15 protein-coding genes, 1 tRNA gene and 1 pseudogene are annotated in these 16813 nt (G+C 61.5%); 5 read left to right on the forward strand and 12 right to left on the reverse strand.

All coding sequences use genetic code 11. The annotated features are described in order from the left end of the window. Window positions 1–11: 11 nt before the first annotated feature. From Q0L48_RS10885 to Q0L48_RS10900, 4 genes are all read right to left on the reverse strand, one after another. The gene (locus tag Q0L48_RS10885; protein ID WP_296720842.1) at window positions 12–974 is read right to left on the reverse strand and encodes a MoxR family ATPase; all 963 of its coding nucleotides are present in this window, start codon (window positions 972–974) and stop codon (window positions 12–14) included. A 16-nt stretch (window positions 975–990) separates the two neighbouring features. Beyond that, window positions 991–2247 (reverse strand): DUF4350 domain-containing protein, encoded by a 1257-nt coding sequence (locus Q0L48_RS10890; RefSeq protein ID WP_296720844.1) that lies wholly within the window; start codon window positions 2245–2247, stop codon window positions 991–993. Next, entirely contained in the window at window positions 2244–2948 is a 705-nt protein-coding gene (locus tag Q0L48_RS10895) for a hypothetical protein (RefSeq protein WP_296720846.1), read from the reverse strand. The genes Q0L48_RS10890 and Q0L48_RS10895 overlap by 4 nt, the downstream gene beginning before the upstream one ends. Window positions 2949–3009: 61 nt before the next feature. Beyond that, window positions 3010–3903, reverse strand: a complete 894-nt coding sequence (locus Q0L48_RS10900; RefSeq protein WP_296720848.1) for a prephenate dehydratase — start codon at window positions 3901–3903, stop codon at window positions 3010–3012. Window positions 3904–4022: 119 nt separating this feature from the next. Here Q0L48_RS10900 and Q0L48_RS10905 point away from each other — a divergent pair, with 119 nt between their 5' ends. Then, complete coding sequence (locus tag Q0L48_RS10905) at window positions 4023–4742, forward strand: c-type cytochrome (protein ID WP_296720851.1); 720 nt, start codon at window positions 4023–4025, stop codon at window positions 4740–4742. Between the two features lie 21 nt (window positions 4743–4763). On the opposite strand, the gene Q0L48_RS10910 is transcribed toward Q0L48_RS10905, so the two are convergent. Then, window positions 4764–5435 (reverse strand): RlmE family RNA methyltransferase, encoded by a 672-nt coding sequence (locus Q0L48_RS10910; RefSeq protein ID WP_296720852.1) that lies wholly within the window; start codon window positions 5433–5435, stop codon window positions 4764–4766. Beyond that, the gene (locus Q0L48_RS10915) at window positions 5432–6502 is read right to left on the reverse strand and encodes a Ppx/GppA phosphatase family protein (protein WP_296720855.1); all 1071 of its coding nucleotides are present in this window, start codon (window positions 6500–6502) and stop codon (window positions 5432–5434) included. The genes Q0L48_RS10910 and Q0L48_RS10915 overlap by 4 nt, the downstream gene beginning before the upstream one ends. On the opposite strand from Q0L48_RS10915, the gene Q0L48_RS10920 reads away from it, so the two are divergent. Both Q0L48_RS10920 and Q0L48_RS10925 read left to right on the forward strand, forming a co-directional pair. Further along, window positions 6497–6841 (forward strand): hypothetical protein, encoded by a 345-nt coding sequence (locus tag Q0L48_RS10920; protein WP_296720857.1) that lies wholly within the window; start codon window positions 6497–6499, stop codon window positions 6839–6841. The genes Q0L48_RS10915 and Q0L48_RS10920 overlap by 6 nt on opposite strands. 47 nt (window positions 6842–6888) lie before the next feature. Further along, a tRNA-Gln gene (locus Q0L48_RS10925) sits at window positions 6889–6962 on the forward strand. A 498-nt stretch (window positions 6963–7460) separates the two neighbouring features. Here the strand turns inward: Q0L48_RS10925 and Q0L48_RS10930 are convergent. The 4 genes and pseudogenes from Q0L48_RS10930 to Q0L48_RS10945 all read right to left on the reverse strand — a co-directional run bounded on the left by Q0L48_RS10930 (window position 7461) and on the right by Q0L48_RS10945 (window position 14338). Continuing rightward, complete coding sequence (locus tag Q0L48_RS10930) at window positions 7461–8363, reverse strand: DUF4143 domain-containing protein (RefSeq protein ID WP_296720858.1); 903 nt, start codon at window positions 8361–8363, stop codon at window positions 7461–7463. Then, on the reverse strand, window positions 8364–12353 hold the full coding sequence (locus Q0L48_RS10935; protein WP_296720861.1) for a hypothetical protein: 3990 nt from the start codon (window positions 12351–12353) through the stop codon (window positions 8364–8366). A 218-nt stretch (window positions 12354–12571) separates the two neighbouring features. Continuing rightward, a pseudogene (locus tag Q0L48_RS10940) lies at window positions 12572–12808 on the reverse strand (energy transducer TonB); the annotation flags it as partial. A gap of 930 nt (window positions 12809–13738) precedes the next feature. Beyond that, window positions 13739–14338, reverse strand: coding sequence for a recombinase family protein (locus Q0L48_RS10945; RefSeq protein ID WP_296720862.1), 600 nt, complete (start codon window positions 14336–14338; stop codon window positions 13739–13741). Window positions 14339–14569: 231 nt separating this feature from the next. On the opposite strand from Q0L48_RS10945, the gene Q0L48_RS10950 reads away from it, so the two are divergent. Then, on the forward strand, window positions 14570–14818 hold the full coding sequence (locus tag Q0L48_RS10950) for an AbrB/MazE/SpoVT family DNA-binding domain-containing protein (protein WP_296720864.1): 249 nt from the start codon (window positions 14570–14572) through the stop codon (window positions 14816–14818). Continuing rightward, window positions 14811–15200 (forward strand): type II toxin-antitoxin system VapC family toxin, encoded by a 390-nt coding sequence (locus Q0L48_RS10955; RefSeq protein ID WP_296720867.1) that lies wholly within the window; start codon window positions 14811–14813, stop codon window positions 15198–15200. The genes Q0L48_RS10950 and Q0L48_RS10955 overlap by 8 nt, the downstream gene beginning before the upstream one ends. 350 nt (window positions 15201–15550) lie before the next feature. Here the strand turns inward: Q0L48_RS10955 and Q0L48_RS10960 are convergent, their stop codons facing one another. Both Q0L48_RS10960 and Q0L48_RS10965 read right to left on the reverse strand, forming a co-directional pair. After that, window positions 15551–16135 (reverse strand): zeta toxin family protein, encoded by a 585-nt coding sequence (locus tag Q0L48_RS10960; RefSeq protein ID WP_296720869.1) that lies wholly within the window; start codon window positions 16133–16135, stop codon window positions 15551–15553. Window positions 16136–16137: 2 nt separating this feature from the next. Then, a complete protein-coding gene (locus tag Q0L48_RS10965; protein ID WP_296720870.1) occupies window positions 16138–16503 on the reverse strand; it encodes a hypothetical protein in 366 nt (121 codons plus the stop codon). Window positions 16504–16813 lie beyond the last annotated feature (310 nt).

A 16813-nucleotide genomic window follows, 5' to 3' on the forward strand; every position in this document is an offset into this window, starting at 1 on the left:
TCAGCGGTCCGTCACCTTGGCGCCTCGGTGCTTTCGACCAGATCGGCCACCAGCGCTTCCATGTCGCGCCCTTCGATCTCGGCGGCGGGCGACAGGGTGAGGCGGTGGCGCAGCACCGGCACCGCCAGCGCCTTCACATCATCGGGGATCACGTAATCGCGCCCTTCCAGCGCGGCGCGGGCGCGGGCGGCACCGGCCAGCAGCACGGCAGCGCGCGGCGATGCACCCACGGTCAGTTCGGCATGGTCGCGGGTGGCGCGGATCAGCCGCACGACATAGCGGGTGATTTCATCCGTGACCGTCACCTGCGCCAATGCGCTGCTCGCCGCGCCGATTCCGGCGGCGTTGGTGACTGCGGCCACGCCCAAATCGGCGGGACGCTGCGGGCCTGAACGCTGGCCATAGGTGGCAACGATCCGCGCTTCGTCTTCTTCGGCCGGGTAGGGCACCAGCAGCTTGAACAGGAACCGGTCGAGCTGGGCTTCGGGCAGGGGATAGACGCCCTGATTCTCGATCGGGTTCTGGGTCGCCACCACCATGAAGCGATCGGGCAGACGGTGGGTTTCCCCATCGAGCGTCACGCGCCGTTCCTGCATCGCTTCGAGCAGCGCGGCCTGCGTCTTGGGCGGAGTGCGGTTGATCTCGTCCGCCAGCAGCAGATCGCAGAAGATCGGCCCGCGGGTGAGGGTGAACTGGCTGGTCTGGAAGTTGAACAGGTTCGACCCCAGGATATCGCCCGGCAGCAGATCGGGCGTGAACTGGATCCGCCCGAAATCGAGGCCCAGCGCGGTCGCGAAGGCATTGGCGAGGAAGGTCTTGGCGGTGCCCGGCGGCCCTTCCATCAGCACATGACCTTCCGAAAGCAGCGCCACCAGCAGCATATCGACCATGCCGTCCTGCCCGACGATCGCCTTGGCGATTTCGGCGCGGATGGCATCGGCGAGGCTGCGCACGTCACTCAGGCTCATGGTCATTGCTTGCGTATCCCTGTCACAGCTTGGCGGTAAGATCGTCCAGCGCCTGCGCGGCGCTGAGAATGTCGGCGGGTCTATCGGTGGATTCGAGCCGCGCGGCGCGGCGGGAGAAGGGTTCTTCGTTCGGCAGGCGGCGGGCGAGCGCGGCGTCGATTGCCCCGGTATCATGCCGCGCAAGGCCGAGCCGGTCTGCGATCCGGCGGGCGGAAAGCGCGGCATAGGGCGCCCCCAGCAGGCCGAACCGCCGCGCCCGCAGGATCAGTCCCGCTCCGTTGGCGATCAGCCGTTCCTTGCCGAAGGCGATGGCCGGGCCGTTGCCCGTAGCCGCCGGGCCGAACCGCTGGAACGCGCGCCAGCCAATAATCAGCAGCGCCAGCAGCAGGCACAAGGTCGCGGCAAGGAAGGGCGGGCGAAACGCCAACGTCAGCAGGTTTTCCGACGCGCCGAAGCCGTTGAGCGTGAGGTCGAAGGTGATGTCGGTAATATCGCCCTGATAGGTCCCTTCGCGCACCAGCGCCAGCATGGCGGCGGCGCGCGCCTCGTCGGCCAGCCCGTAATTATTCGCAAAATCGGGATCGGCGAGGAACAGCGTCCAGTGCGCGTCCTGATAGTAGTCGCTGTCTTCCTCGCCCAGCACCCTCAGCGCCAGCCAGTGACCCGCTGCATCGAACAGCAGCGGTTCGTGAATATCTTTCTCGCTGGTGAAAAGAATGCGGCGCGTCGGCAATTGCCCGCTCAGGCCGAAGCCGTCCCAACCCGGCTCCTCGTCCGCCTCGAGCGTTTCCAACTTGTGTTCGAAGGCGTAGGGCGCGGGCAGTTTGGTGGGCCATTCCAGTTCATAAGCATCGGTGAGAACGACCCAGCCCGGCTTGAACTTCTGGCGCACTTCGCTGGGCAGGATCGGCGGCGGGCGCTCTGCCGACCATTTGGGCAGGATTATCAGCGTCGGGCCGATATTCTCGCGCTTGCGCAGCAGCTCGCCCAGCTCCTCCGGATCGGTGGCGGGCGGCGGGGTCAGCACCAGCAGGCCTTCGCTCTCCAGCCCAGCCGGACTGCGCGAGCGGGTGACGTCGTAACCTTCGGCCTCCAGCAGGCGGGTGAGCCCGACATAGCCGTTCAGCCCCTTGCCCGCCGCATGGGCCTGACCATTATTGCCGCCCCCGCCGAATTCATCGCCCGATGCAATCAGCCAGATCAGTGCGAGGAACAATGCAAAACCCACCGCCAGCAATGCCAGCGTGCCGCCGCGCGAAAAGGCCACGCCCTGGCTCATGCCGCGCGTTCTCTGGTGTTGAGGCGGGCGAGCGCGAAATCGGCATAGGCCGCGCGGGCGGCCTCCCAATCGGCGCGGTCCAGCGCGCGCAGGGCAAACAGGCTGCGTTCAACCCGTTCGGCGATGATGCGGAACGCGGTCCGCGCGGCTTCGGGCAGGGCGGGCAGCGCCGAAATTTCGCGTGCGGTGCTGGATGGTTCGACCCAATCCGGACGGGCGGCGGCGATCTGGCCGACACTGCGCTGCAGCAGCAGGCGGGCGGCTTCGTCGAACCGGCCCCCGGCAGCCAGCCGGTCGGCATCTTCCAGCAGCGCGAGGCTAGCGGCATGTTCGGGCTGCCACTCCGCTTCGGCCTCGGCAGACACCCGGCGGTTTCTTTCACCGCCCGGCCCGAAGGCGCGCACCAACTGGACCGCCACGAACACCACGACCAGCGCCAGCAGCACCCATTGCAACCACCACCACGATGCACCCAGTGTCTGCCCGACCGGGCCGAGCAGATCGGCCAGAAATGCGAACACATCTTCCAGCATCCGTTCGAACCAGCTTGGCTCGCGCGGTTTGATCGGGGGAATTTCGACCGGCGCGAACTGCAGGTCGCCATCATCGCGCAAATTCTGCCACGCCGCCGCATCGGCACCGGACGATACGCCTGAATCTTCGGGTGATTCGGCCGGGAGAGTCTGCGCCGCTGCGGTCATGCCTGCCGGGTGGTGGCATGGCGCGCACGCAGGCGCAACCGGGAAACCGTAGCGCGCCCGATCAGCCCCTTGCGCGGGCCTGCCGGTAGGTGCCGAGGATGCGCAATTCCTTGGAATGGAAAGCGCATTCCTCCAACGCCCGGTCGACCGCCGGATCGCCCGGCGCGCCGATGATGTCGGCATAGAACGCCGTCGCGGAAAAGCTGGTGCCCTTCTGGTAGGATTCCAGCTTGGTCATGTTGACCCCGTTGGTCGCGAACCCGCCCAGCGCCTTGAAGAGCGCGGCGGGGATGTTCTTCACTTCGAACACGAAAGTGGTCATCACCGGCTCGCCCGCCAGCGATCCGGCAGGCAGAGGTGCGCTGGCGAGGATCACGAAGCGGGTCATGTTGTCGGGGCTGTCCTCGACATTGTGCTCGATGATGGTGAGGCCATACAGCTCGGCGGCGATGGCGGGGGCGATGGCGGCCACCGTCGGGTCGCCGCGTTCTGCCACGTAAGCCGCCGCGCCCGCGGTATCGGCATGGCTGAGCGGCACGATGCCCTTCGCCCGCAGATAGTGGCGCGACTGGCCGAGCGCCTGCGGATGCGAATAGGCCGCCTCGAACGGGCCATTTCCCAATGCCATCAACGCATGATGGATCGGCATGAAAAACTCGCCGACGATGCCCAGCCCGCTTTCGGGCAGCAGGAAGTGGATATCGGCTACCCGCCCGTGCTGCGAATTCTCGATCGGGATGATCGCGTGGCCCGCGCGCCCGTCCTTCACCGCGTCGAGCGCGTCTTCGAAACTGAAGCACGGCAGCGGCAGCAGATCGGGCCGGGCTTCGGTCGCCGCGCGATGCGAATTGGCACCGGGCGATCCCTGAAAGGCGATGGCACGTGCGGGGTCGGCAGCGGCAGCAGCCCGCATCCGGTCGACGATTTCAAGGGCAGGGCCGGGAAAGGAGCGCATGATGGCCAAGCTGCTAGAGCGCCGGGGGCGAAGCGGCAAGCCCGCTTGCAAAAGGTGCAAGGATTCGTGCCATGATGACTCTTGCGCAGGGCCGTGGGCAACACTATGGGCCTGCCTCAATGACACAGGACAATTCTACGCAACCGACAGCCGACGTCCAGAAGAGCGGCGGCGATCTGTTCAACACCGCCGCCGGATGGGTGCTGTTCGCAGCCGGGCTGGGGCTTGGGCTCTCGATTCTTTCGAGCAAGTTCTTCCACGGCACCGATCCCGAACGGCCCGAGCAGCTCGGCTACGTGATCGAAGGCGTGGTCGAGGAAACCGCCGGCCCTGCAGAAATGTCGATCGACGAAGCGCTCACCGCGATCCCGGTCGCCGATCTGGTGACTGCGGGCGAAAAAGCCTTCGCCAAGTGCCAGAGCTGTCACAGCGTCGAAGCGGGCGGGGCCAACGGCGTCGGCCCCAATCTGCACGCCATCATGGGCGCGGATATCGCGGCCAAGGCCGGCTTTGCCTACAGCCCCGAACTGTCGGCGCTGGAAGGCCAGTGGACCTGGGAAAAGATGGACGCCTGGCTGAAAAGCCCCAAGGGCTACGTCCCCGGCACCAAGATGAGCTTTGCCGGCTTGGGCAAGGTCGAGGAACGCGCCGCGATTTCGGCCTATCTCAACTCGCTCGGCTCGGGCCTGCCGCTGCCGGAATTCACGCCTGCGGTCGCCGATGCCGAGAGCGATGCACCCGCCGGGCCGATCGAAGGTTCGGACGTCCAGCCGCGCGAAGCAGCGGGCGCGATGGGTGCCGACGAGCCGGTGTCACCCGACACGGTCATCACCGAATAGGCTGACCGCATCGGGCGCGCGCTATTCCTGGCCGCGCCCCTTGAACTTCTGCGCGATCACATACCATTCGGACGAGCCCTTGCGGCTCGCCGGAGGTTTGGCGTGCTTGACGCTGGTGAAGTGCTTTTTCAGCAGCGTCAGCAGTTCGGTATCGGTGCCGCCCGCCAGCACCTTGGCGACGAACGCGCCGCCTTCTTCCAGATTATCGACCGCGAACCACGCCGCCGCCTCGACCAGCCCCATGGTGCGCAGGTGATCGGTCTGCTTGTGGCCGACGGTGTTGGCGGCCATGTCGGACAGGATCAGATCCGGCTGCCCGCCCAGCGCATCGGTCAGCGCCTGCGGGGCGGCATCGGCCATGAAATCCATCTGGAACATCGTCACGCCCTCGATCGGTTCGACCGGCAGCAGGTCGATCCCCACCACCTGCGCCTTTGGCACGCGGGCGCGCACCACCTGCGCCCACCCGCCCGGCGCAATGCCGAGATCGACCACGCGGGCCGCGCCCTTGAGCAGGGCAAACCGTTCGTCCAGTTCGATCAGCTTGTAGGCCGCGCGGCTGCGGTAACCATCCGCCTTGGCCTGCCGGACATAGGGATCGTTGAGCTGGCGTTCGAGCCAGCGCACCTGGCTGGCGGTGCGGCCCTTGGCGGTCTTCACCCGTTTGGAGGGATTCTTGTCCGATCGGCTCATGATGTGGCCCCTCCTGAGCGCTGTTGCTGAAGCGCGCGCAGGCTGCTTTCGGAACGCAGTTCTGCGGCCATCAGGCTGCGCAGGATCCCTTCGCGAATCCCGCGATCGGCCACGCCCAGCCGCCGTGCGGGCCACAGGTCGAGGATCGTTTCGAGAATCGCGCAGCCCGCCACCACCAGATCGGCGCGATCCTGGCCGATGCAGGGCAGGTTGCTGCGTTCATAAGGGGTCATGACCGATAGCCGCGCGCTGATGTCGCGCATCGCAGGCGCGGGCACGATCAGCCCGTCCACTGCCTTGCGATCATAGCTCGGCAGTTCGAGATAGAGGCTGGCGAGCGTCGTCACCGTCCCGCTGGTGCCGAGCAGGCGGATATCCTCGTGCCCTGCGGCCTCGGAAACCCGCGCGGCGAAGGGCGCGAAACTGTCCGAAACCAGCTTGCGCATCTGCGTATAGCGGGCGAGGCGCGCGGTTTCGCCTTCCTCGCTGCGGCCGACGGTGTCGGTCAGCGAGACCACGCCCCACGGCACGCTTTGCCAATCGAGGATGCGCGGCACGCGGCTGGCTTCCGGGCCGCCTGCTTCGACCAGCACCAGTTCGGTCGATCCGCCGCCGATGTCGAAGATCATCGCCGGTCCGTCGCCCGCCTCCAGCAGGATGTGGCAGCCCAGCACTGCAAGGCGCGCTTCTTCCTCGGCGCTGATGATGTCGAGCGCGATCCCGGTTTCGCGCCGCACCCGCTCGATGAAATCGAACCCGTTGGCCGCGCGGCGGCAGGCTTCGGTTGCGACCGAGCGGGCAAGGCGGACATTGCGGCGCTGCAGTTTTTCGGCGCAGATCGTCAGCGCGGCGAGCGTGCGGTCCATCGCCTTGTCGGAAAGCTGCCCGCTGGTGGCCAGCCCTTCGCCCAGTTTCACCACCCGGCTGAAGGCATCGATCACCGTGAAATCCCGGCCCGATGGCCGCGCGATCAGCAGGCGGCAATTGTTGGTGCCAAGGTCGAGCGCGGCATAGGCCTCGCCCGGATGGCCGGGCCGCAGCGTGCCTATGGCGTCGAGATCATGCACCGGGCGCGGATGGCCGGCCTGGGCTATGCCATTGCTGCGACCGTCACGGCCTCGCTTTCGCGGATCGGGCTGGGGGGCGCGTTTGTAGCGAAAATCGGCTACTTTGCCGGACCTTCCGCCCCGTTTCTTGCCAGCCCTGGCATTTCTGTCCGGCGGCATCATATCCGCCATAAATCACGTACTTTCATATCACCGAACGCGCACAGCCTGCGCGCGGCACCTGCAGCCAAGCTAACCCAAGCACCGCCCAAGGGCAAGCGCGCGCATTTGCCCGCCGCGCCGCACTTTCAGCGATGCCTCGCGCAGCACGGCCTTGACCTTGCGCGCACACAAAACTAGTAGGCGCGCTCGCTGACGCTTCCGGACCACGTCCGGGGGAAGGCCAATGCCCCGTCCTCTAATGGTAAGAGAGCGGACTCTGACTCCGTCAATCAAGGTTCGAATCCTTGCGGGGCATCCAGCCGAATATCCTTTGACAGCAAAGCCTGCCCGCCTTGACAAAATTCCTGCCCTCATGCGGATGCGGGCGAGATTGAAAACCACGACGACTGGCAATCCTGACGCTGCCAGTTTTCGGCCTAGCCCCTGAATTACAGGGAAATTTGCGTGCGAAAGCAGGGTGTGGGGCGCCAATTGGGAAACATGGCGCCTTGCTTTAGCACCGCACTTCACGTTCGCAGCGCGATGCGCGGCTGATGAAAAGAGCGCACGAAGATGACCGACGGTTGGTCCACGAAACGGTAGATCTCGACGACTTTCGCCGCATTCCTCACGCTGCGCCTTTAGATGCGGACATGCGCCCCGTTGGCCTGGCTCGCGACGAATCCGGCCGAGCCAGCCACATCCTGTTGTCCCGTGAGAGCGGCCGTCTGGAAGATGCGTTGCTAGCAGATGTGCGGCCGGACCATTTCTCAAGGTTCTGCCGATTGGCGCAAGAAATCCTGTTTAGTCTGAATGGCTACGGCCCTGCATCAACCTCCAGCAACGCCTCTTCCAATGTCATGATCTCGAGATTTCGAGCCATGCCGCGGTCCCATTTGATTTTTGGGATGCCGACAACTGAGTTATGGAGCAGGATAGCACGCGTTGCCTGAACCTCGCCGCATCCGATCTCGAAGTAAGACTTCAGTTTCTTGTTACGGCCTATCGTGATCTCAATCGCCCAGCATTCGCTCGAACTAGACCAATCGAGGATAAGATCGATTTCGCCATCGGCTGCTGTCCAATAAAAGGCATGAGCGCGAACACCAGCAGCACGTGCGAGGCAGCTGATAGCGAAACCCTCCCAACTACGCTGCCGGTAACCGTCCCATGTGCCCCCGCGATACTGGGGAGGTCGTTTGTCCCAAGAATTCAGCACCACCTCTGGAAGCCCAATGAGATGGTGCAGGACTCCGGAGTCAGTCATGTATAAGAAACTGGGGCGAGAAGTGGCTTCTCCTGGTGGCGACCATGCCGGAAGCCGAAAAATTACGTCCTGCTGCTCGCCGGTTTGGCGAAGCCGTTCGAAGACTTCCCATTGAAGCAGGCTCCTCGTGAAGAGGCCAGATTCCTCAAGGCCATTTTCATTGGCAATCCAGCGCCATGGATCGGTGGCGAGCGGGGAATGAGAGGGCAAATGTGGGCGGAATGGGAGCAGGTCTTCCGCATTGTCGGCTCGCCAACGGTCGCTTGCAGGTCCGTCAGGTGCAAGCAAGCTTTGCGCGAACCGCCCCCTATGCCACATACTTTCCAGCTCGATTGGCGGTGCAGAAGCAGCCGGAGAATTGGTATCAAGGGTCAAGTCCCTCAACGCCAGCGTGTTGGCGCGCTGAATGCCATGATGGGCCTCAATCAAGCGCAAGTCAGCATCGCTGAGCATTTAGCGCGTCAGGTCCAGCACCGCGACGGTCAGATTTCTCCGTTTGGTCGCTTGAAGGGCCTCACTCAATCGACTTCTCAGCTCCTCGGGGGAGCTGGGAACACAACCGGACGGCGGGTTGCGGAGCTTCTTGTGGCCGCTTTGTGACCCGAACCAATACACGAGGTAGATACCATGGCCTCCAGCAAGATGATCTACCGCCTGCTGGCCTCCTAGCTGCCAGTCAGCCGCCGTCCAAAGATCGGCGTTCCACTGCCCCTTGGCCTCGATTGGAATCCGCATTCCCGTGACCGAGCATGCGATGTCGACCTCCCTATCACTACCAACGTGAAACTCTGGTTCGAACCGGATTTCCGGAGCCTCGATATTCAGGAGGTTGGCGAGGTGATCCGAACAATCTTCCTCGGCCTTTGGCGTCACGCCATCATCCCTGTAAAATCCCCGCCAGCAATCAGTCGGATCACTGCGGACGCGATCTTGGACCCGGTCGAGCGCTGCCAATACCTCCGCCTTCAACGCACCAATCGTGACAGGGGCCGATCCTGCTAGAGCGGTGGCCAAATCCGCAATAGTCGGAGGTTGATACGCGAGTTCGGCGCGCTTTGCTTCTTGTTCAGTGGCTACACGACGAAGGTAAGCTGTGTAGCCATCATGGGGGGCGTCTCGCAGTTGGGCCACCAGCGCGACGGCTTCGTCGCTGGGATCGTCGCCCAGCTTTCCGATCAGGCTCGAAAGATATTGCGTGGCGTCCCAGGCATTTCGTTCACCGCTGCGGACGCCGCTAGGATATTCCCTAAATTTCCACACCGCCCTGAAGTGCTCCACGAGCCAAGCAGACAAGCGGGCGGGGATATGAACGGCTTTGCCGTCTCCGTGGCGCCCCCCGCTTAGTCGATCACGGACCGCCCAAAGGAGTGCGGGATCTGCATGAACCACCTTCTCAAACGAGTCTTTGAATCTGTTGAAATCCGTCCAGAGTGCAACCGCCTGCCAATTGCGACGACTGCGCTCGTCTCGGCTTGCATCTGCACTCCGGGCAATTGCGAGGTCGCACAAGACCTGCGTCTCGTTGGCACGGATCAGGCAATCAATCAGTTCCTCTTCGACGTCGGACGCCATGACAGGGTATTGTTGAAGCCATTCGTTGGCCAGCTTGGAGGCTAAGGCAAGGTGATCATCGCCGCGCATCAAACCGTATAATCCGGTGATGTGCGCACGAACTGATCTCAAATGTGGCTCGATCAGCAATCTAGCGTAAGCCTCAAAGGCTCCACGCCTCAGCAATTCGGCTTCAAGAGCATCGCCAAGCTCTTTTGCCTCTTCTGATCTGGCTAACCCATGCTCGATCTGCAACATGGCCGCTATCAATCGCTCGTCGGACAGACCTCCGAAATCTCCTCCATGGCGCACCCGTTCCATCAGTGCGGCAACCAAAACCCACGCCATTGGCCAATACTGGCTTTCCGCCCAACTCTCGGCGATTTGTTCGGCTGTAAGCGCTGGTGGGTCGCGCGTGAGATATGCCTCGAATCCTTGCAGGGCGTCCGACTGAAGGTCTTCGCCTAACCATTGGGCAATCCGATCGTGTGGCGGCACGTCTTTCGGCAAGTCGCTAAAGTGCCCAAGATATACCTGCGCGGGCTGGGCACCGAGGTCGCCGGTCAAGAGTTTGTCGCGATCTGCAAGATAAGCAGCCCGATGCTCAGCATTGCGGATAGCATCTTTCGCCATACGCTTGCGGTTTCGCTCATTCTCGCGAGCCTGCCATATGGGCGCTTTTGGGCTGGCAAGGCTGCCGATCCACTGGAGCATATCGGGGCGATTGGCCACGAAGCGCTTGGCAGCTGCTCGTGCCTCGGCTCCCCGATTCTCATCGTGGTAAGTCATCGTGAGCAGGTCACGCCACCGCCGATCGCCCACTTCAAGTTCATTAAGAAGGGCTGCGACATCACCAGAATCGAGCGCTGCGCCTGGCAGGGGCTCCAGTAATTGCCACTGGCGATGCCTTACGTCCTTGTCGCATTCCAGATCGATCAAAACGTAACGCTGAATGGCTCTCCGCTCTTTGTCGTGTTCCCTAAGCCACTCAGCAATTTCGTCTTTTCTAGACGACAAGAGACCACGAGTTCCTCGGAAAGGCCTCAGCCAGCGCCACAGATCTACCGGGCTGCGAAGTGGCTGTGAATCAGCTTTAGAGAGTCTGCGAACCACCAACTCGCCGACCAGCGACCTGAGTTCAAAATCGTCAACGTCGATCGAATGGTTTTTGATGTAAGGGTCAAGATAACTGGCGAATTCGTCAAGGACTCCGTCAATTCGGGCATCAGACAATTGATACCTGAGAAAGAACATAACGCCGACCGTGCGCCGCTCGGCAGCCTGCTTAGGTAAGGTACAGATTGTGATGCCAGCATATGCCAGAACCAACTCGACGATCTGCCGGTCGGAGAAAGTCTCCAATCCGACATCTTCAAGCAGCCGTATCGCGAGCCGGCAAGAATCCTCAGATGCCTGGATTCGCAGATCCTCAAGAACCAATGGCCAGTCGGGCAGACCGCCGTAAAGTGCTAGCGCCTCGCCTGCTCTGGCACGGATCGCGAACGCTTGTCTTTGGTCCATGAGGAGTGCGCGAAGCTCAGTCCGAAGCTCCTCTACGACTTCTGGATCGCTTAACTGCTCTGCGATTACGATACGTAGTGCGAAGGGGTATCGCCACAGTTCGCCTTCGCCCCGCTCGTTCAGAATACGCCAAGACTGGTCCCGCAATGCACCCTTGACGAGAGATCGCGCGCGAGGACTTCGCCCTATGCTGAACAACGGATTTCGCTGCGCCAGTTCACCCAATGCCTCAAGCAACATTCGTCCTTGAGGCTCGGTCAGGCTGTCCGCATCCCCATATTCAATCAGGCCTGTCGGATCCGATTGGATCACAGAGGGTGCAAGATGCGGATCCATCGCGAGCCAAGCGTGAATTCCCCTTAAGTTAGCTGGCACGATTCCTTCCACCCGAAGCATGCGGATCAACCGCGATCGCTTCGCTGGCGTGTCCGCCCACTTCGCAAGCCACCGACCCCCGAGATACTCGCCGATACGCTTGTGCTGAAATGTACGACGCTCGGCCGGGCCTTTGCAAAGGCGGCTTTTCAGAGCGGCCTCTAGATCCTGTGCACCCGGTAACTGCGCGAGTTCTGTAAGGGCGATATCTCCCGCTTGAATCTCATGGCGTGGCTCGTCGGATAGCGCTTCCGAGCCGGTCAAAATCAGAGAAGCAAAGGCAGCGCCGAGAGAATCGAGCACCGCTTCCTCACCGAGCTTTCGTAGCGGAGCGTCCGGACGTGCCTTGCTGTGCTCAAACCAGGCGCGATCGACAAACTGTGAGAACAGAGCCGTAGCGGTGTCGGGCAAATCACCATCAGCGACATCGCCCAACATCGCAAGAGTCTGCGGGTTCCCCAGCCATTCAGACAAACCGCGCTGCCTAAAGTGCTGCACAATCTGTGCTGCACGGCTTTCGTCATCAAGATAACTGGCCAGGAACTTGCGCGCATCTTCATCGGTGAGAGGTGCCAGGGTGACTTCAGTCGGCGCGTCTCCGTATTGTTCGCGAATTGCTTCACGCATCGTTGCAGCGCGCCATTCGGCTGATCTGCAAGACAGAATAAAGCGCGGAAAGTCGACCTCGCTTAGGGAACGAAGAACGTGATCAACAGCATCACCCTCAGCCTTGACCGCCACTTCATCTACAGCGTCAATTACCAAAACAGTCGCGTTACCGAGTAGCCTTCGCGGCACTCCGTTGAGAAGCTGGCGAGCTGTGCACCGTGTAAAGCCATCAAGGCTGCCCAACTCTTCAGCTAGACGCGTTTTGCCCCCACCGGCCTCGCCGAGCAAAACGACGTTGCCAGCCATTTCGCGCAAGACTTCGTGACCGACTTCGCGGATCTCGGTGCCGACTGAAAACAGGAGCTTGCGGGGGATGAATGCCTTCACGGGCCTACATTGCCCCATCGCAACGGTTTATGAAAGTCTTGGTCGTGTGAACGGTTAGCGCACTTGGGAGCAACGAGCTTCAGATTGTAGCAGTACAATATTTAATGCCTACGCGGGCCTAAGCCATGCTGCTTCATCGCGTCACCGAGAAGTAAATGACCGTTTCTGTCGCATCATGGCTGTAGGAAACGGAGCATGACACAGACTCGTAGTCCTCATTATCGTAGCGAGTAGCTAAACGAACTCTCGAATTGCCCAGCGACAGGCACGCCGTAACGCTTGGCGGGTTCGAAACGCGCGTAACGCTCGACGTTGGCACAAGCGGCGTCATCCAAATCTGTATGACCAGACGACGATGTAATTACGCATTTCGTCACCCTACCTTCGACACCAATCTCGAGTCGGAAACCGACCCGACCTTGACGTTCCTCTCGAAGAGCCCTGCTAGGATATTCTTCAAGGGCCCGCTCAAAGGTACCCTTGCGCGCCACGGGGGGCGTGAAGGCAGGCGGGACAGCAAGCGCCTCCGGGGCCGCGAAAGACTGCCACTCTGGGATCGGAACTCCGTTCACGAGAGCCGCAACACAGATTGGTGCAATACGGATTTCCCGGTGACCGTATGAAAAGTCGGTAGGCGAGTCCAAAGTCGCGCGGCTAAACCCGCCCCTTCCATCACTGCCTCGTACAATGCCAAGGACATGAACCTTGCCACTTTCCTTTACCCTACGCGCCTCATCCGGGGACAAAACAAGTTGAAGATTGCTGGGAAGTGCGGCTGTCGACGGCTCGAACCTCGCCCCGGTAGTCCGCAGGTTTTTCGGGGTGACAGTAGTGGTCACTCCAAAGGCGTTCATGCCGATGTAGCTTTTCCCCTCTTTGAACGACGAATCCAAGCCCGCGAAGCTGTGTCTGTATTGCACCGACATAACCCCTTTATCGGCGTCATATGTAAGGGCATCGCGACTGACGTCGAAGGCGATATTGATCCACACGTGCTCTGCTTCGTTCGCAAAGGCCGCCAATCTGGCCTCGTATTGTAAGGTCGTCTCGAATTCGTCCTTTGCAGGTGGGCTCGGGGGCTGTTTGAATTCGGCCCACTTGTAGTTTGTCGGCAGTTTTTCCAAGCGACTTAGCCAGTCGCCGCAATCGGTAACACGAGCGGCGACCGCATTATCCGAAACACGGATGGTTGCAGGGCGAGGAAATGTGGGGGCCGACGGCACTGACTGGGCGAGCAATGAAGCGCTTTGCAATGAAATGAAAGCCGCCAGCCAAGGCGTTGTGTAGGTCATTCGCGTTTCCCAAAAAATCCGATGGCCGTGGGAGCATTGGCTGCGCGAAATTAAAAAGTGCTGAAATTTTCGGCATATCTGTGCGTCTGCCCGTCATGTTATGGGATCAGCAGTCGCAGCTTCCGCTCTCCGCCGGATCGTCCGATACACTGTCGGCCGCGAGACCTTGAACAGCTTGCCAAGATCGCTGATCGAGTATGCGCCCGTGGCATGCATCTTCAGCAATTCGCGCTGCTGGAGGTCGGATAGCTTGGGCGGCTTTCCGCGGAGCTTGCCTTTGTCCCGGGCGATCTTCATGCCCTCCCGGGTACGCAGCCTTATGAGGTCGCTCTCGAACTCGGCGAAGGTGGCAAGGATGTTGAAGAACATACGGCCCATGGGGTCGTTGGGGTCGTAGACCTGCTTGCCTAGCGCGAGGCTGACGCCGCGCTTCTCCAATTCATCGGCGATCGCCCGCGCGTCCGGCACTGATCGGGCGAGGCGGTCCAATTTGGGCACCACCAGAGTTTCACCGGCGCGCACGGCCGCCAGCGCCTGGGCAAGGCCGGGGCGATCACGGTTGCGGCCGGTCAGGCCGTGGTCGGTGTAGATGCGGTCCTCGGGCACGCCGAGTTCGATCAGCGCTTGGCGCTGTGCGGTGAGATCCTGCTTGTCGGTCGAGCAGCGGGCATATCCGATGAGGGTGCTGTTCATTTGTAACGGATGAGGCCCCTGTGTGAGAAAATAAAGCGTACCACCTTAATGAGAGACCCGGCAGACCGGAATTGCGGAGGTAAGGGGGACTGATCTCTGATCCCTAAAAAGTGTCCGGTGAGCGATCCGCTGCGGTCGCACGAGATTCTCTCATTTCGGATGTATGGGCTTGTGCTTGATACAGGGTTGCGAAGAGTGTATTGTCCAATAGACTATACAGTGAGGCTCTTTATGAACGTGCAACGAGGAAAACTTGTCTCGGGGGGAAGGCTTCAATTGCCAGTCGAGATCCGGCGTGCGCTCTCTCTATCCGATGGCGACACCGTGCTCCTCGAAGTGGTCGATGGCGAGATCCACGTGCGACCCTATCGCGACGCTGTGGCTCGGGTACAGGCAAAGTTGCGCAAGTACGTCGAACCAAGTCGCAGCTTGTCTGAAGAATTGATAGCCGAGCGCCGGGCTGCCGCAGACAATGAGTGATACGCGCTACATGCTCGATGCTTCGGCCGTGCTCGCGATGATGCTCGGTGAGGACGGCGGCGACCAGGTTCGAGAGCGACTTGCTGCCAGCCAGATCAGCGCCGTGAACCTTTCTGAGGTTGTTGCCAAACTCCAAGAAGGCGGCGTGCCCGATGCGGTCATCACGTCCAGTCTTGCGGAGCTCAATTTCGATGTGCTCGCGTTCGATCACGGCCAGGCAGTACGTGCCGGGCTGCTGCGTGCCTCGACGCGAAGCAACGGATTGTCGTTGGGGGATCGAGCGTGCCTTAGCGCAGCCGAGTCGTGCGATGCCTTTGCAGTGACCACCGATCGGGCTTGGAGTAAACTCGAGCTTGATATCGTCGTCGAAGTTCTTCGCTAAGTTCCGCTGCCGATCCAAAGCCGGTCGTTCGCAAAAACCGGATCGAATGTCTGATCCCACCCAACAGCCGTCATCCTACTCTCGGGATTGCGGAGCTGCTCCGCTCAAGCCCGAGAGATGGCGGAAGGGGACGACTGGCGAGGCAGCTTTGCCGTGCTTTGGGGGCGAACGGCTGACTTATTCAGTTCTCTGCTAGAAACGAGCCTCCGCGGACCAGCACAGGGCCGCTTAGCAACGGCCAGCTCGGGCGGTCGAGGTGCCAGAGGATGAGGCCGCAGCTGGATCTAACTGCGCTCTTTAGATGAGCGCTCCTGTAGCGCGGCAGATGGCTGGGAGGATTCCTCGTGCGCTCAGACAGCGAAGTCAGGAATATAGAGGCCGGTAATCCAAGTGGGCAGGTCGCCTGCGACGTGGACAAGGCGACCTAGATGAAAGGTCAGGCAATGCCGCGGGTCGGTATTGATGCGCGAGTTGTCGAAGACGAGCCCATAATCCGCCATGTGGACCGCAGCGAGGATGAGTGGCGCGCTGCGATCGAAGCGCTCGCGGATCTTGCTCTCAGGGACGCTGTGGCCACCTTCATCAATCCGGTCGCTGACACGCGATACCGAGATGTCTGCGACCGCGACGCCAACGTGCATCACCCACACCTTGAAGCCGTTGGCTTTGGCCTCCCGGACGAGGGAAACCTTGGAAGGGTGTGAAAAAACAGTCTCCGTCGCGAAGTCGAGCCGATCATGGAGACACTGCGCCCGGCGCGAAGTAGCGATTTCGGCAGCCCTGTAGGAGGCTTCGGGCGAAGGATCGCCCATTTCGTCACGCTGGATGATGTCGGCATTGATGAAGGGGCCGTTGAAGAACGGCGCAACGACATTGGCATAAAGGGTGGATTTGCCCGCCCCATTGGGGCCGGCAAGCACGATCATCGTCGGCATGATTAGGAACCGCGCTTGTTGAGGAGGTCCGCGGCCTGAACGAAATTGCCGTTTTCGTCGAGGCCTGAGCCGACGCCGAGCCTGCGGCGCTCGGCGAAGAACGCCTTGGACTGCGGTGTGGGACTGGTCACCAGCTTTTCGAAGCTGTCCGCCCAGACTGCGTATTCTTCTTCGCTTAGCGTTGTGGTCGGCGCCTTGCCGGCGAGCACCGCGCTGATCCGCTCGTGGCTGAATGCGTTCGATTTCTCGATCGCCTTACCTATTCTCACCCAGTGGGTGATCTGACCGGCCAGCGAACGGCAATGAAGTGCCGACGCGATCTCCGCTTCGTCCATTATCTCGTCGGCGAGCTTGATTGATCTAGCCATGAGCGATCTCCTGAAAGTGAGGTAGCATTTTGCCGCCCGCAACTCAAGTTGGGAGGAAAGCCCAGGCCGTATGCATTAGCTGATATGCCGTATGCTTCGCGAGATCCGGTGGAGTCCCAAATAAAACGCCGAGTGTTCATCGGCGCGGCGTCAGCCGCGCCTGACGAGCCGAGTGCCATCAGCCTCCTGCCTCGCTGTGGGCGCTGGTGATTGGCAGTTCGCGACCCAGGCTCGGTCGTTCCCGATCATCAAAGAGAACGTCTAGCTCCGCTCGAAGCCGCCATGCCACTTTCTGGATCCCGCACAGACC

Origin of the sequence: Erythrobacter sp., assembly GCF_024305245.1 — a bacterium.
Classification (GTDB): domain Bacteria; phylum Pseudomonadota; class Alphaproteobacteria; order Sphingomonadales; family Sphingomonadaceae; genus Erythrobacter.

What these genes read in the sequence shown, in the direction of transcription:
- Q0L48_RS10890 (WP_296720844.1), bottom strand. Translation starts at nt 2,247, where the DNA reads ATGAGCCAGGGCGTGGCCTTTTCGCGCGGCGGCACGCTGGCATTGCTG.
- Q0L48_RS10945 (WP_296720862.1), bottom strand. Translation starts at nt 14,338, where the DNA reads ATGAACAGCACCCTCATCGGATATGCCCGCTGCTCGACCGACAAGCAG.
- Q0L48_RS10930 (WP_296720858.1), bottom strand. Translation starts at nt 8,363, where the DNA reads ATGCTCAGCGATGCTGACTTGCGCTTGATTGAGGCCCATCATGGCATT.
- Q0L48_RS10955 (WP_296720867.1), top strand. Translation starts at nt 14,811, where the DNA reads ATGAGTGATACGCGCTACATGCTCGATGCTTCGGCCGTGCTCGCGATG.
- Q0L48_RS10920 (WP_296720857.1), top strand. Translation starts at nt 6,497, where the DNA reads ATGCACCGGGCGCGGATGGCCGGCCTGGGCTATGCCATTGCTGCGACC.
- Q0L48_RS10960 (WP_296720869.1), bottom strand. Translation starts at nt 16,135, where the DNA reads ATGCCGACGATGATCGTGCTTGCCGGCCCCAATGGGGCGGGCAAATCC.
- Q0L48_RS10910 (WP_296720852.1), bottom strand. Translation starts at nt 5,435, where the DNA reads ATGAGCCGATCGGACAAGAATCCCTCCAAACGGGTGAAGACCGCCAAG.
- Q0L48_RS10905 (WP_296720851.1), top strand. Translation starts at nt 4,023, where the DNA reads ATGACACAGGACAATTCTACGCAACCGACAGCCGACGTCCAGAAGAGC.
- Q0L48_RS10950 (WP_296720864.1), top strand. Translation starts at nt 14,570, where the DNA reads ATGAACGTGCAACGAGGAAAACTTGTCTCGGGGGGAAGGCTTCAATTG.
- Q0L48_RS10965 (WP_296720870.1), bottom strand. Translation starts at nt 16,503, where the DNA reads ATGGCTAGATCAATCAAGCTCGCCGACGAGATAATGGACGAAGCGGAG.
- Q0L48_RS10900 (WP_296720848.1), bottom strand. Translation starts at nt 3,903, where the DNA reads ATGCGCTCCTTTCCCGGCCCTGCCCTTGAAATCGTCGACCGGATGCGG.
- Q0L48_RS10895 (WP_296720846.1), bottom strand. Translation starts at nt 2,948, where the DNA reads ATGACCGCAGCGGCGCAGACTCTCCCGGCCGAATCACCCGAAGATTCA.
- Q0L48_RS10885 (WP_296720842.1), bottom strand. Translation starts at nt 974, where the DNA reads ATGACCATGAGCCTGAGTGACGTGCGCAGCCTCGCCGATGCCATCCGC.